Annotated in this window: 12 protein-coding genes; 8 read left to right on the top strand and 4 right to left on the bottom strand. The window is 60.3% G+C overall.

Annotated features, from left to right (window positions below):
* The first annotated feature begins 65 nt into the window (after positions 1 to 65).
* Both SMD27_RS20680 and mctP read left to right on the top strand, forming a co-directional pair.
* The gene (locus tag SMD27_RS20680; RefSeq protein ID WP_320510344.1) at positions 66 to 263 is read left to right on the top strand and encodes a DUF3311 domain-containing protein; all 198 of its coding nucleotides are present in this window, start codon (positions 66 to 68) and stop codon (positions 261 to 263) included.
* Positions 253 to 1,728 carry a monocarboxylate uptake permease MctP gene (gene mctP / locus SMD27_RS20675; protein WP_320510343.1) on the top strand — a complete coding sequence of 492 codons (1,476 nt, stop codon included), beginning with the start codon at positions 253 to 255 and terminating at the stop codon, positions 1,726 to 1,728. The genes SMD27_RS20680 and mctP overlap by 11 nt, the downstream gene beginning before the upstream one ends.
* 80 nt (positions 1,729 to 1,808) lie before the next feature.
* Here the strand turns inward: mctP and SMD27_RS20670 are convergent, their stop codons facing one another.
* Positions 1,809 to 3,860, bottom strand: a complete 2,052-nt coding sequence (locus tag SMD27_RS20670; protein WP_320510342.1) for an ATP-dependent helicase — start codon at positions 3,858 to 3,860, stop codon at positions 1,809 to 1,811.
* A gap of 164 nt (positions 3,861 to 4,024) precedes the next feature.
* Here SMD27_RS20670 and SMD27_RS20665 point away from each other — a divergent pair, with 164 nt between their 5' ends.
* The 5 genes from SMD27_RS20665 to SMD27_RS20645 all read left to right on the top strand — a co-directional run bounded on the left by SMD27_RS20665 (position 4,025) and on the right by SMD27_RS20645 (position 8,753).
* A complete protein-coding gene (locus tag SMD27_RS20665) occupies positions 4,025 to 5,416 on the top strand; it encodes an aminotransferase-like domain-containing protein (RefSeq protein WP_320510341.1) in 1,392 nt (463 codons plus the stop codon).
* A gap of 182 nt (positions 5,417 to 5,598) precedes the next feature.
* The gene (locus SMD27_RS20660; RefSeq protein ID WP_320510340.1) at positions 5,599 to 5,955 is read left to right on the top strand and encodes a DUF983 domain-containing protein; all 357 of its coding nucleotides are present in this window, start codon (positions 5,599 to 5,601) and stop codon (positions 5,953 to 5,955) included.
* A 57-nt stretch (positions 5,956 to 6,012) separates the two neighbouring features.
* A complete protein-coding gene (locus tag SMD27_RS20655) occupies positions 6,013 to 6,636 on the top strand; it encodes a hypothetical protein (RefSeq protein WP_320510339.1) in 624 nt (207 codons plus the stop codon).
* Between the two features lie 60 nt (positions 6,637 to 6,696).
* Positions 6,697 to 7,611, top strand: coding sequence for an arginase family protein (locus tag SMD27_RS20650; protein ID WP_320510338.1), 915 nt, complete (start codon positions 6,697 to 6,699; stop codon positions 7,609 to 7,611).
* Between the two features lie 152 nt (positions 7,612 to 7,763).
* Positions 7,764 to 8,753: a dimethylarginine dimethylaminohydrolase family protein gene (locus SMD27_RS20645; RefSeq protein ID WP_320510337.1), complete on the top strand. Its 990-nt coding sequence runs from the start codon at positions 7,764 to 7,766 to the stop codon at positions 8,751 to 8,753.
* Between the two features lie 56 nt (positions 8,754 to 8,809).
* Here SMD27_RS20645 and SMD27_RS20640 read toward each other — a convergent pair whose 3' ends face one another.
* From SMD27_RS20640 to SMD27_RS20630, 3 genes are read right to left on the bottom strand one after another with little or no spacing between them, the layout of a single operon-like run.
* The gene (locus SMD27_RS20640) at positions 8,810 to 10,189 is read right to left on the bottom strand and encodes an aspartate aminotransferase family protein (RefSeq protein ID WP_320510336.1); all 1,380 of its coding nucleotides are present in this window, start codon (positions 10,187 to 10,189) and stop codon (positions 8,810 to 8,812) included.
* Positions 10,190 to 10,199: 10 nt separating this feature from the next.
* Positions 10,200 to 11,348, bottom strand: a complete 1,149-nt coding sequence (locus tag SMD27_RS20635; protein ID WP_320510335.1) for a M24 family metallopeptidase — start codon at positions 11,346 to 11,348, stop codon at positions 10,200 to 10,202.
* A gap of 7 nt (positions 11,349 to 11,355) precedes the next feature.
* A complete protein-coding gene (locus SMD27_RS20630) occupies positions 11,356 to 12,834 on the bottom strand; it encodes an NAD-dependent succinate-semialdehyde dehydrogenase (RefSeq protein WP_320510334.1) in 1,479 nt (492 codons plus the stop codon).
* A gap of 278 nt (positions 12,835 to 13,112) precedes the next feature.
* Between SMD27_RS20630 and SMD27_RS20625 the strand changes: the two genes are divergently transcribed.
* On the top strand, positions 13,113 to 14,372 hold the full coding sequence (locus tag SMD27_RS20625) for a sarcosine oxidase subunit beta family protein (RefSeq protein ID WP_320510333.1): 1,260 nt from the start codon (positions 13,113 to 13,115) through the stop codon (positions 14,370 to 14,372).
* Positions 14,373 to 14,379: the final 7 nt, after the last annotated feature.

The raw sequence follows: 14,379 nt of genomic DNA, 5'->3' as shown, positions 1-14,379 counted from the left end.
GTATAGCGGTAACAACACCGACTATAAAAGTTGGGGCGTTAATCGACTTGATGAACGGGGATGTGATGAACAAACGTTCTTGGCCAGCCGCCTTGTGGCTGCTGCTGATTCCATATATCGGCCTGCTTTGGGTTCCTTTCTACAATTTCCGCGAGCCGGCTCTTTTCGGCTTCCCTTTCTTCTATTGGTACCAGCTCGCCTGGGTGCCGCTGACTTCTTTCATTATCTGGATTGCCTATCGGAGCCTGCGCAATGACGACTAACCTCGACCCTGTCGCTCTGGCAGTCTTCACCTTTTTCTTTGCCCTCGTCACTGTGATGGGCTTCATCGCATCGCGCTGGCGGGCGCCGAAGACCATGGGACATCTCGATGAATGGGGCCTGGGCGGACGCAGCTTCGGCGCCTGGATCACTTGGTTCCTGGTCGGCGGCGATTTCTATACCGCTTATACCGTCATCGCTGTGCCGGCACTGGTCTATGCCGTCGGCGCCTATGGCTTTTTTGCCCTGCCCTATACCATCATTGTTTATCCCTTCGTGTTCATGGTGATGCCTCTGTTATGGAAGCGCGCCAAGGCAAACGGGTATGTAACTGCAGGTGACGTGGTTTACGGCCAATATAGTTCCCGCGCCCTGGAACTTGCGGTTGCCATTACCGGCGTCATTGCCACCATGCCTTATATCGCCCTTCAGCTGGTCGGCATGGCAGCGGTCCTGAAAGCATTGGGCCTCACCGGCGAACTGCCGCTGGCCGTCGCTTTCATCATCCTCGCGCTTTACACCTATTCGGCCGGCTTGCGCGCCCCGGCTCTAATCGCCTTCGTCAAGGACATCATGATCTATATCGCGGTCTTTGCCGCGATCGCGATCATCCCATCGAAACTGGGCGGTTATGGCAATGTCTTCGCTGCCGCCGATGCAGCGTTCCAGGCCAAAGGTACCGGCAGTCTGCTTCTGGGTGGCAACCAATATGTTGCCTATGCCAGCCTGGCGCTCGGTTCCGCGCTTGCGGCTTTCATGTATCCGCATACGCTGACCGGGATTTTTGCCTCGAACAGCGCCAATACCATTCGCAAGAATGCCGTCTTCCTGCCGGCCTATACCCTGCTTCTCGGCCTGCTGGCCCTGCTGGGGTATATGGGTCACGCGGCCAACCTCAATATATCCAGCCCCAATCAGGTCGTGCCGGCCCTGTTCCAGACGTTGTTCCCGAGTTGGTTCACCGGCTTTGCCTTCGCGGCGATCGCCATCGGCGCCTTGGTGCCGGCGGCCGTGATGAGTATCGGTGCATCCAATCTCTTCACACGCAATTTCTGGAAGGCTTATATCAACCCGAATGTGACGCATGAAGGCGAAGCGAAAGTCGCCAAGATCACCTCGCTGATCGTCAAGATTGGCGCGCTGATGGTGATCGCCTTCCTGCCGACGCAGTTTGCATTGGACCTGCAGCTGCTCGGCGGCATCTGGATTCTCCAGACCCTGCCCGCTTTGGTCTTCAGCCTCTACTGCAACTGGTTCCGGGCCGAGGGGCTGCTGGCCGGCTGGCTGGTCGGCTTCCTAAGCGGCACCTATCTGGTGTGGATAAACGGCTTGAAACCCTTGCAGCCGATCAGTCTGGGCGGCGCACCCTTCACGGTCTATATCGGCCTTCTTGTCCTGTTGGCCAATATCGCCGTGGCGGTTCTGATCACCGCCGTCATGCCGAGGCGAAACGCCTTGGCCACCTAACCGCAAAATTAGAGTCCGGCTCCAGGTCGAATCGTCCCATCGGTTCGACCTGGACCTTTTACGCGAAGGCCGAAAAACGGTCACTTCCACATCTGCCGCACCGAAGCGGTCAGATCGACCTTGCCGGCGACCGTCGGCGCGGTTACCGCTGCAGCCCGCTCTTCAGACCAGACCCGCTGCTCGAATTTCGACAAAATCGACGACGGAATGAAACGCGTCCGCGTGGCGGTGACATGGCGGTCGCCACTGCCCACCTGATTGTGGACATGGAAGCGATAGGGCATCGTCAGATGCAGATCGTCTTTCGCGCGCGTCATCGCGACATAGAGCAGCCGCCTCTCCTCTTCGATATCGGCCTCGCTTCCCACACCGAGATCGGAGGGGATGCAGCCGTCGACCGTGTTGAGCACGAAGACCGAGCGCCATTCCTGTCCCTTCGCCGAGTGGATCGTCGAGAGAATGAGATAATCTTCGTCAAGGAAGGGGGGACCTGACTGGTCACTCGCCGCATCCGGCGGATCGAGCGTGACTTCGGTCAGGAATCGTTCGCGCGACGGAAAGCCGTGGGCGATCTGCAGCAACTGGGCAAGATCGGCGTCTCGGATATGGGCATCTTCCCATCTTTGCTCCAGATATGGCCGGTACCACTCGCGTACGGCATCCAGTTCAGATGGCCAGCCAGTCAGATTTCCGCGCAGCCTTTGCATCAACTCAATAAAGTCCAGCCAGGCGATTTTCGCCGCTTTCGGCGGCGCAAAGGAGCTGAGCCCTTCCAGCGGCGAGAGAGCTTGGGAGATGCGATCGAGGATTGTGCCGGCAGTTTTCGGACCGATGCCCGGCAGCAATTGCAGAATGCGAAAACCAGAGACGCGGTCCTTCAGATTCTCCGACCAGCGCAGCAAGGAAAGCAGGTCTTTGACATGCGCCGTATCCAGGAATTTGAGGCCGCCGAATTTGACATAGGGAATATTGCGGCGGGTAAGCTCGACTTCCAGGATGCTGCTGTGATGCGAGGCGCGAAATAAAACCGCCTGCGACCGGAGACCGATGCCAGCCTCCCGGTTCTCCAGGATCTGCGTGGCGATATATTTTGCTTGCGCGATCTCATCGTTCACCGTGACCAGCCAGGGGCGTTGATCGGACGGACGGTCAGTCCACAGATTCTTGGTGAAGCGTTCCTTCGCGAGGCCGATCACGGCATTGGACGCCTCAAGGATCGGCTGCGTCGAGCGGTAGTTACGATCGAGCGTGACGACCTTGACCGGCGCATCGAACTGCGCCGGGAAATCCAGAATATTACGGATGGTCGCAGCCCGGAATGAATAGATGGCCTGGGCATCGTCGCCGACCACCGTCAGGCCGCGGCCATCGGGTTTGAGCGCCACGAGGATCGATGCCTGCAGGTGATTTGTGTCCTGATATTCATCCACCAGAACATGATCGAATCTCGCGGCAACATTGGCTGCGAGATCCGGCACGCTCATCATGCGGGCCCAATAAAGCAGGAGATCATCATAATCGAGGATGGCCTGGCGCTGCTTTGCCTCGACATAAGCGCTGAACAGCTCACGCAATTCCGCGGCCCAGTCACGGCACCAGGGAAAGACCTCCTCGAGAACCTCTTCCAAGGGTGCTTCGGTATTGATGACCCGTGAATAGATCGAAAGACAGGTCTCCTTGCGGGGGAAGCGTGCCTCCTTGGTCGAGAGGTTGAGCTCATGCCGCACCAGATTCATGAGATCGGCAGCATCCTCGCGGTCATGAATCGAGAAATTCGGATCCAGGCCGATATGGGGCGCATATTCCCGCAGCAACCTGGCGCCAATGGCATGAAATGTCCCAGCCCAGGAGAGACGCGCCACCTCCGTCCCGCTCGTCGAGCCGACGATATGCTCGACCCGGCGGGTCATTTCGACCGAGGCACGACGGGAGAAGGTCAGCAGCAGCATGCGCCGCGGATCGCCGCCCTGGACGATCAGATGTGCTACCCGATAAGCTAGCGTATTGGTCTTTCCCGATCCTGCCCCGGCAATGATCAGCAAAGCGTGGCCGAGCAGGCCTTCCGCAGTCTCACCATGCCGAACGGCTTCTCGCTGTTGCTCATTGAGGGCCGAGAGATAGCCGGAATCCATGGGTAAACCTGTGGTGTTTGGAAAGAGCGTCGGGGGGGCGAGTTTAGGTTCCGCCTTTGTTCCTTTCAAGAGTTACGCGCGTAAAAACTCGACATGCCCGCTTGCCGGATCACAGATACATACAATATACATATGTATGGATTTAACCCGGATGAGACCTCACCGTGACCGAGATTGCAATTTCTTGGACGCCCGACATCGACAAATCTGCCGGTCCCGTCTATCTGGCGATCGCCGATGCCTTGTCAGCCGACATTCAAGCTGGGCGGCTGGCTGGTGGCACCCGCCTGCCGCCGCAGCGGACCTTGGCTGAGGTTCTCGGGATCGATTTTACCACCGTCAGCCGCGCTTATACCGAGGCGCGGCGCCGCGGCCTGGTGGAAGGAAAAGTCGGCCAGGGCACTTATGTGCGCAGCAAGCGCCCCCTCCTGAACGGCGCGGTGCCTAGCGGGCTTGTCGATATGAGCATGAACATGCCGCCGCGCTTCGACGATAGTGGTTTGACGACGCGCATGTGGCGCAGCGTCAACGAGCTGGAAGCTGATGGCGGTCTCGACCTGCTGCTGCGATACCAGGAACCGGGCGGCACCGGCCGCGACCGCGCCGCCGGCGTCAGTTGGTTATCTTCGCGATTGGATGGCTTGTTCACCGACCGGGTCTTGGTCTGTCCCGGGGCACAAGGCGCGCTCCTGGCACTGGCCGGCGCCCTGGCCACACCGGGCGACACGATCTGCACCGAGCCGTTGACCTATCCGGGTTTTCTGTCGCTGGCGGCGCATCTGCGTTTGCAGCTTGTGAGCGTCGCAAGCGATGCTGACGGCCCAATTCCAGAAGCCTTCGATAAGGTTTGTATCGAACGGCGTCCCAAGGCCTTCTACTGCAATCCCACGATTCAGAATCCCACCACCCTTACGATACCGCTAAAACGCCGGCAGGCGCTGGCCGCGATTGCCCGCCATCATCATGTGCCGATTATCGAAGACGACGCCTATGGTGCCTTGCCGACGGCACCGGTCGCGCCATTCGCCGCCATTGCCCCGGATATCGTCTATCATGTGGCCGGCCTCGCCAAATGCCTCGCCCCGGCTTTGCGCATCGCCTATCTGGTGGTGCCGGATAGCCGTTCCGCGATTCGCTTGGCCGGTGCGATCCGTGCTACCGCTTCCATGGCCTCGCCTGTGACTGCATCGATCGCGACACGATGGATCGAAGATGGCACCGCCGATGCCGTACTCGCCGCGATCCGGAATGAAGCCGCTGCACGTCAGGTGCTGGCCACGCACATTCTCCCGGCCGACATGCTTCGCATCGATCCCGAAGGCTTCCATCTCTGGCTCAACCTGCCCCAGCCCTGGACGCGGGGCGAATTCGTTGCGCGGCTGCGCTCCATCGGGATTGGCGTCGTCACCAGCGACGCCTTTGCCCTCGCCTCACCGCCGGAAGCCGTCAGGGTCGGCTTGGGCGCGCCCGCAAGCCGCGCCGAATTGGAACAGGGACTACGGGCCATGGCCGATCTCCTGGCCCAGCCGCCGGCCATGTCGAGTCTGGTCATTTGACGACGGCTCGTTTGCGCCAATTCGTCGCAAGCCTCGACCTTAATTGTCGGATCAATGATCTTGACCCCGCATCCATACATACAATATAGATATTGCATGGATAAGAAAACAGTGAACATCCATACAATTAATGAACGTGGCGGCCTATATACCGGCCACGGTTACGGGCGAAAGGCACGGAGATGGCCATAAAATCCTTCAAGACCGGCTTGATGCGCGGATTGTCCCTGCGTTGCCCAAATTGCGGGAAGGGTCGGCTGTTTCGCAGCTTCATCAAGGTGGAAGCAATCTGCCCCGTCTGCAATACGGATAATTCCATTTATCCATCCGACGATGCCCCGCCCTATCTAAGCCTGGTCATCACCGGCCACGTGATTATTCCCCTCTACATGTGGATCGAGCGCGATTTCAGCCCGGCCCTCTGGCTGCAGGCAGCAATATGGCTGCCCTTGACCGCCTTGGTGGCGATCTTCCTCCTCCCTTACATGAAGGGCGGCGTTATCGGCATCTGCTGGGCGCAGGATATTCACCGGAAATAACAAGTGATGCCCGGCGCCTTGCGTTACAGTCGACGATGACGTCCCTGGAAGCCGGGCATGCCGCTGCAAAATCGGGTCACACCCTTCGGCGATATTGTCGCAATCCCACAGCGCGGCATGTTCACGGGCAATCGTGGCATCATTCACGATCCGACGACCCGAACGCTGATCTCCCGGCGCTGGACCTCTAAAGCCTGGCTCGTCTGTTCCTGCGACTATAAGAACGTTCGCCGCGATGTCATGGCGACGCGCAGTTGGACCGAACTTTTCTTTCTCGATGAAGCCACCGCTTTCGCCGCGGGGCATCGGCCGTGCTTCGCTTGCCGGCGATCGGATGCGCTGCGCTTCCGATCCGCCTGGGCCCTTGGAAATCATACAGCTTCGGCAAAAGTTTCGGTCATCGATCGGATTCTGCATGCGGAACGGTTGGATAAATCCCGCAAACGGCTGCATCCTTTGACGGACAATCCAATGACTCTGCCAAACGGCATGATGCTGGCCTCCGGGCGGGCCGCCTATCTGGTCGCATCGGGGCAGTTTTTCCTTTGGTGTCCGGAGGGCTACAGACCCATAGCGCGACCGCATCATTTCGATGGCATCCTGACACCGCCATCGACGATGCGGGCAATGGCAGCCGGCTATTTACCCATCCTCCATCCGAGTGTCCTGTCGACACCTTGAATTGATGGCGAGCGCAGCTAGAATGGCCGCCTGGGGAGAAATAAAAAGGGGCCACGAATCATGAGTGTTTTCCAACCGCAATCGACTTTCATGAATGTACCGGCGGCGACGGATCTGCGGCAGTCACAGGCCGTGATCGTCGGCCTTCCTTTCGATTGCGGTGCGCATCCGGCGCGCATCGGATCACGCCTCGGTCCCACAGCCATTCGCCAGGAATCCCTGGCGCTCGAGTATGGTGATGAATGGTCGGACATCGATAGCTTCAAATTGTTGAACGTCGTCGATGCAGGTAATGCGGCCGTGCAGCCCGGCGATATCGATATCAGTTTTCCGGCCATCAAATCCGCCATCATGGCGATTGCCGAAGCCGGCGCAGTCTCGATCTCGCTTGGTGGCGACGGTGCGGTGGCCTTGCCCGAGATGCGGGCCCTGCATGCGGTTCACAAGGATCTGGTGACGCTGCATCTCGATTCACATACCGATGCCTATCCCGGCGAAGGCTATACCAATGGCAATCCCTTTCTTCGCGCCGTTGAAGAAAAGGTGGTGGATGCGAGCTCGTCTTTTCACATTGGCATGCGCGGCAATGCATCCTGGCCGCGCGTTTTCAAGCTTGGCCGCGATCTCGGTTATGCCGTGATTCCGCAGCGGGATCTTTTATCGACCGGCATCGAAACGGTCTTCGACATGGTGCGTGAGAAGCTGCGCGGGCGGCCCGTATACCTTTGTTGGGACATGGATTTCTTCGACCCCAGCTGCGCACCGGGTGTCTGCACGCCGACGCCCGGCGGTGTTTCCGCGCGCGAGGGGCTGCATATCCTGGAGCAATGTCACGGTCTCAACATCGTCGGCATCAGCGTCAATACCGTCAGCCCGCCGCATGACCCGAACGGTGTCACGGCTTTGCTGGCGGCCAATGTCGTCCTGAACTTCATCAACCTGCTGGCCCGCGCAAAGGCAAATTCTACAAAGTGACCGCTGTCGGGCGCGCATGGATGGCGCCAGGCCGGGCGGTTAATTGGCCGAAAAGCCCTTCACATCGGCCCTGTTTTTACGGGAGAATGCGGAAAAACTGGTCGTGCGATGAGCATCGCACCATTCTCATCAAGAAACCTGGGAGCGCGTTCGTGAACAAGGTAACCGGAAAGCCGAAAAGCAATACAAAGGGTAGCAGCACCTTTGGGACCTCCGCCTATGGCGGCGCCGGATGGGTGCAGCGGGAAAAGCCTCATGGAGATGAACTCGGCGGAATCTGGGCGCGCCATAAGATCGATTCCGAATGGCGACCGCTCCAGGCCGTGATCGTGCATCAGCCGGGCGAGGAGCTGGCAGCCTCCCTCGAGGATCCGGAGAGCGTGCTGATGCTGGAGCCGCTCAACCTCACGCGGGCGCGCGAGCAACACGCGGCCATGGTCGAAGCTTATGAAAAGCTGGGAGTCGAGGTGCATCATGTGATGCCGGAAGGCGATGCACCGCCGAACCAGATGTTCTGTGCCGATCTCTTCGTCATGACGCCGCAAGGTGCGATCCTCGCCCGTCCCGCCGGCCAGGTGCGGGCCGGCGAAGAACGCTGGGCGGCGCGCCGGCTGGCCGATCTCGGCACCCCGATCCTAAAGACCCTGACGGGCGATGCCACTTTCGAAGGCGCCGATCTCATGTGGCTGGATGAACAGACCGCGATGATCGGGCGCGGCCATCGCACCAATCAGGCAGCCATCGATCAGATCACCGCCGTTCTTGCGGAGATCGGCTGTGAAACGCTCGCCGTCGACATGCCCTATGGCACGATGCATTTCATGGGCATGCTGCGCATCGCCGACAGCGATCTCGCTATCTGCTGGCCGCGCCGTACGCCCCTCGCCACGGTAAAGGCCGTGGTGGAACGGGGCTATGAGGTGATCTTCCCACCTTATGAAGATGATGCGGAAAGCTACCGCGCCATGAACTTTGTCACGTTAGGACCGCGCAAGATCATGATGGCGGCGGGCTTGGCGAAGTTTCAACCCTTCTTCGAGCAGCACGGCATCGATTGCGTGACGGTGGCGACGGATGAGCTTTCCAAGGCCGCCGGCAATATCGGCTGCCTGACCGGCGTCCTTGGCCGCGTCACGAAATAAAGTACTGGCGGACAGCGCATAGCCTGCATAGGTCCTGCGCTGTCCCGCCAAAATCGTTAGCGAAGCGCTGCCTTCACCTCTTCCGTCGCCTTGACTGTCGCCTTGACGATCAGATCCGCCTCCTCTTTCGACAGGCAAAGCGGTGGGGCGAAGCCCAGGATATCGCCCTGCGGCATGGCGCGGCCGATCACATTCTGTTTCAGCAAGGCCGCGGCGATCTGCGGGCCGACCTTCTTGCCGGGATCGAAGAAGCGGCGCGCTTTCTTATCCTCGACGAACTCCACCGCGCAGAGCATGCCCTCGCCGCGCACTTCGCCGACGATAGGATGATCGGCCAGCGCTTCTTTCATCTTTTTGACGAAATAGGCGCCCGTTTCCTTGGCATTGCGCACCAGGCCGAGATCATCGATCAGCTTGAGATTGGCAATACCGGCCGCCGCGCAGAGCGGATGCGCCGAATAGGTCCAGCCATGGCCGAGCGGTCCGAATTCGTCATTGCCGCGTTCCAGCACTTTCCAGACACGTTCCGAGACGATCGACCCTGACAGGGGCGCATAGGCCGAGGTGAGGCCCTTGGCAATGGTGATGATATCCGGCTCCATCCCATAATGGTCTGAGCCGAACATCGACCCCAGACGCCCGAAACCGGTGACGACCTCATCGGCAACAAGCAGGATATCGTATTTCTTCAGCACCGCCTGGATCGCCGACCAATAACCTTGCGGCGGCGGCACGATGCCGCCGGTGCCGAGAACCGGCTCGCCGATGAAAGCGGCAATCGTGTCTGCTCCCTCGGCCTGGATGAGCTTCTCGAGTTGCTCTGCACAATAATTGGAGAAATCCGCTTCCGACATGGCCGCGTCCTGGCGGCGATAGTAATAAGGCGCCTCGGTATGAATGACCTGGGCCAGCGGCAGATCGAATTTCTTGTGGAACAGCTCAAGGCCAGTCAGCGATCCCGTCATCAGGCCCGAACCGTGATAGCCACGCCAGCGCGAGATGATCTTCTTGCGCTTCGGCTGGCCCAGGACGTTGTTGTAATACCAGATCAGCTTGATGTTGGTTTCGTTCGCATCCGAACCGGAGAGGCCGAAATAAACCCGCGACATATTCTTCGGCGCGCGTTCGATGATCATTTTGGCGAGCGTGATTGCGGCTTCCGTCCCGTGGCCGACATAAGCATGATAATAGGCAAGTTCGGCAGCCTGTTTTGCAATCGCCTCGGCGATTTCAGGCCGGCCATAGCCGACATTGACACAATAGAGGCCGGCAAAGGCATCTAGCAGCTTGTTGCCATCACGATCCTGGATATAGCAGCCCTTGCCGCCCGTCACGATGCGGTTCGGCATCTCGCCCCGGGCGAATTGCGCCGTATGCGTCGATGGATGGAAGAAATGCGCCCGGTCCCATTGGTCCAACGTGTCGTTCGGCAGCATCGCAATCTCCTTACCTGATGATGGGACCAAGCGGTGTCTTGGTCAGAACTTCCGCGCCCTTGTCCCCAAGCAGCACGGCATTGGATATGAAATAGTCGCCACGCCCGGTCCCCATGAGCCAGGACAGGATGTGAAACGACATGCCGCTTTTGATCGGCAAATCGGAATCATGCCGCAAGCCGGTTACCGAATTGCCGCCGGTCCAGGATGGCGGTTGTCCGATACCCACGCAATAGCCGCAATGATGTCGGCGATAATGTGCAAGACCAGCATCGTCCACGACATTTTGCCACGCGGCATAGACAGCGCGGGCGCGGGTGCCGGGTTTCAGCGCGCCGATCACCGCATCGAAAGCGCGCTTCGTCACCTCGGCCATGGCGATGTCGCCTTCAGGCGCGGCGCCCACATGAACGATGCGGCCGAGCGGTGCATGATAGCGGCCGACGCAGCCGGACAATTCGAGAAAGACCGGCTCGCCGTGGCGATAAGCGCTATTGCCCCAGGTCGCGTGCTCCTCGCCGAGCCGGCTGCCGGGTCGGATGAAGGGGCCGAAGCCGACCGGATCGCCGCCGGCCAGGGTCATGGCGGCTTGGCAAGCAGCGGTCACTTCCCGTTCCGCGGCGCCGTCTGCAATCGCCCCGATCGCGGCTTCCGCAGCAGCATCGGTAACGGCGGCGGCGCGACGCATCAAAACCTGTTCCTCGGCACTTTTCACCAGGCGCATCTGATCGACGAGGCCCGATATATCGCTCCACTTGGCGTCAACCTGCGCTAAGAGCGACTGTGCTAGCCCGTGACTCATGCCAGAGGTCCAGCATTCGAGGCCGACGGCGCGATTTGTGAGGCGAAGATCGCGCATGACACGGGCCGCCATGTCGGCCGCCGTTTCGCTGTCCGGATGCCCGCGGAAATCTGCAGCACGTACCTGTTTTTCCACCGAGACCCGTTCCATCGCGCGCGTCACGAGAACCGGGCGTCCCTCCAGCGGCACGATCAACAGATGCGGCGCGAAATAACCCCAGTGATCGAGGCCCGTCAGATAAAAGACATTCTCCGGCGAGGCGACGATCGCGGCATCCAGTCGCCCTTCGGCCAAGCGCTCGCGAAATGCCTTGAGGCGATTCTCGATTTCGCTATCGGAAAAGGGATTATCGTGCATGGCGATTTCAGCTCACTTCCTGACAGACATATTTGACATCCATGAAGGCTTCCATGCCGAGGCGCGAACCTTCGCGGCCAAGGCCGGATTGCTTGCAGCCGCCAAAGGGAACGGGTGCACCGGTGATCTTGGTACGGTTGACGGCGATCATGCCGAATTCCAATCGTCGCGTGACTCGTGCGATGCGCGCCGTATCGGTGCTGTGGAGATAGGCGACGAGGCCATATTCCGTGGCATTGGCCAAGGCCACCGCCTCCTCCTCGCTATCGAAGGGCGACAAGGCAGCAATCGGGCCGAAGGTCTCTTCACGGAAGATCAGCGCGTCATGCGGCACATCACTCAGAACGGTCGGTTCGAAGAAGAGCGGTCCGGCCGCATGTCGACTGCCGCCGGTCAGCACAGTTACGCCGCGCGCCTGGGCATCGCTGATCTGTGCCTCCTGCTTGGCGACGGCTTTCTCGTTGATAAGCGGACCGATCACCGGATCGCTCAAACCAATACCGACGGAGAGACTTGCCACCCGTTCGGCAAATTTCGCGGCGAAGGCCTGATAAACCGGCCGTTCGATCAAGATCCGGTTCGCCGCCAGGCAATCCTGGCCGGAGGTTGCGAATTTTGCGCTGAGCGCCGCATCGACGGCACGGTCGAGATCGGCATCGGCGAAAACCAGATAAGGCGCATGGCCGCCAAGCTCCAGGATCAGCGATTTGATCGTCCCGGCGCTCTGCTGATAAAGCAGCCGGCCGATCTCGGTCGATCCCGTAAACGACAGAACGCGAACCAGCGGCGAGGCCGTCATCGGCGGCACAACCTCGGTCGCCTCGCCGGTGACGATGTTGACGACACCGCGCGGCAGGCCCGCACGTTCCGCCAGTTCCGCCAGCGCCAAAGCGGAGAACGGCGTTTCCTTCGACGGATGGATGACGACCGTGCAGCCGGCCGCAAGGGCCGCTGCGGCCTTGCGCGTGATCATGGCCGAGGGAAAATTCCAGGGCGTAATCAGGGCCGCGACACCCATCGGCGCCCGCGACACCGTCATCGCCGCGCCGGGCAGATGGGAGGTCACGGATTCGATATTCGCCCGCTTCGCCTCCTCGGCATAAAACTCGACAAAGGAGGCGGCATAGTCGATCTCGCCGCGCGCTTCCGAGATCGGTTTCCCCTGCTCCACCGTCATCAGCACTGCAAGATCCTCGCGGTGTTGAACGATCTGGTCAAACCAGGCGCGCAGCAGCTTCGCCCGTTCTTGCGGCAGCCGTGCCGACCAGGCCGGAAAGGCTCGTGACGCGGCTTCAATGGCGGTTTCGCTTTCCGCGGCGGTCAGGGCCGGAACGCTGCCGATCCATGCGCCGGTGCCAGGATCGGTGACCGCAATCACCTGGCCGCTGGCACTTGCTGTCCAGGACCCGTCGAGATAGGCGAATTCCTTGAATAGCCGGGTGTCCTGCAGCCGGTCCAGGCCGGGCGCCCGGCTCGGGCGGCGCATTTGCGCGATTCTCGCCGATGACGTTTTGGCAGGACTTCTGACGGATGCGACCTTGGCTATGCGTTTCATGGAATCGGGTCCAGTCCTCTCGATGAAGGCGTCGAGGCATGCTCGATACCGTCACCGTAGCCAGATTCAGCCGGAGGATTTCACTGTACTCGTCGGCCAGGGCAGAAAAATCCTCTATCTTGGGCGCCTCATTCGGACGCTTTTTCTTTTTCCGCCATGCGACAAAGGTTATGGCGCCGTGCATGGCGTGATCCCGATGGAAGCTTTCGATGCCTCGCTATTCGGCCCTGTCTCTGATCAAACACGCCATCACGGGCAATCGGGACTGGCCGCGCGCCTGGCCGAACCCCGAGCCCAAATCCAGCTATGATGTGATTGTTGTCGGCGGGGGCGGACATGGCCTTGCCACGGCCTATTACCTGGCCAGGGAATTTGGCATCCGTAATGTCGCCGTCCTGGAAAAGAGCTATATCGGCTCGGGCAATGCGGGGCGCAACACCACGATCGTGCGTTCCAATTACATGCTGCCCGGCGCGACCGAATTCTACGACTTCTCCCTCAAGCTCTGGAACAACCTCTCGCATGAGCTGAACTACAATGTCATGTTCAGCCCGCGCGGCCAGATTCTTCTGGCGCATTCACCCGATGCCCTGGACAGCGCCGCGCGCCGCGGCAATATCATGCGGCGCCATGGCATCGCCGCACGTCTGCTCAGCCGCGCGGATATGCAGAAGCTGGTGCCGCATCTCGATTATCGGCCAACAGCGCGCTTCCCGATCTGGGGCGGGCTGATGCAGCCGACCGCCGGCACCGCACGGCATGATGCGGTGGTCTGGGGCTATGCCAGGGCTGCCGCCGCACTCGGCGTCGACATCATCCAGAATTGCGAGGTCAGTGGCTTCCTGCGCGATGGCGGGCGGATCACCGGCGTGGAAACCAGCCGGGGACAGATCCGCGCCGGCAAGACCGGCATTGCCGTGGCGGGTCACACCTCGCGGCTCGGCGAGATGGCTGGGCTCAGCCTGCCGATCGAAAGCCATCTCCTGCAGGCCTTCGTCTCCGAACCGCTGAAACCTTTGCTTGATTACGTGATCGGCTTCGGTGGCCATGGCCATTTCTATATCAGCCAATCGGATAAAGGCGGCATGGTCTTTGGCGGCGACCTCGACATGTACAATTCCTATGCGCAGCGCGGCAACCTGCCGGTGGTGCGGGATGTTGCTGCGCTCGGCGTTTCGCTGATGCCCTGCCTTGGCCGCGTCCGCCTGCTCCGCCATTGGGCCGGGGTGATGGATATGACAATGGACGGCTCGCATATCATCGACAGGACACCAATCGACGGCCTCTATCTCAATGCCGGCTGGTGCTACGGCGGGTTCAAGGCGACACCGGCTTCCGGCTGGTGCTTTGCCCATCTTCTGGCGCGCGACGAGCCGGATCGGCTGGCAGCGCCGTTCTCGCTCGATCGCTTTAGACGCGGCGCCATGATCGACGAAGCCGGCGTCGGTCCGATACCGAAACTGCACTGAGAAAGGG

The sequence above is a fragment of the Dongia soli genome (genome assembly GCF_034044715.1).
In the GTDB taxonomy this organism is placed as follows: domain Bacteria; phylum Pseudomonadota; class Alphaproteobacteria; order Dongiales; family Dongiaceae; genus Dongia_B; species Dongia_B soli.
The sequence above is the reverse complement of the archived record's forward strand: the minus strand, read 5'-3'. Positions and strand labels throughout refer to the sequence as shown.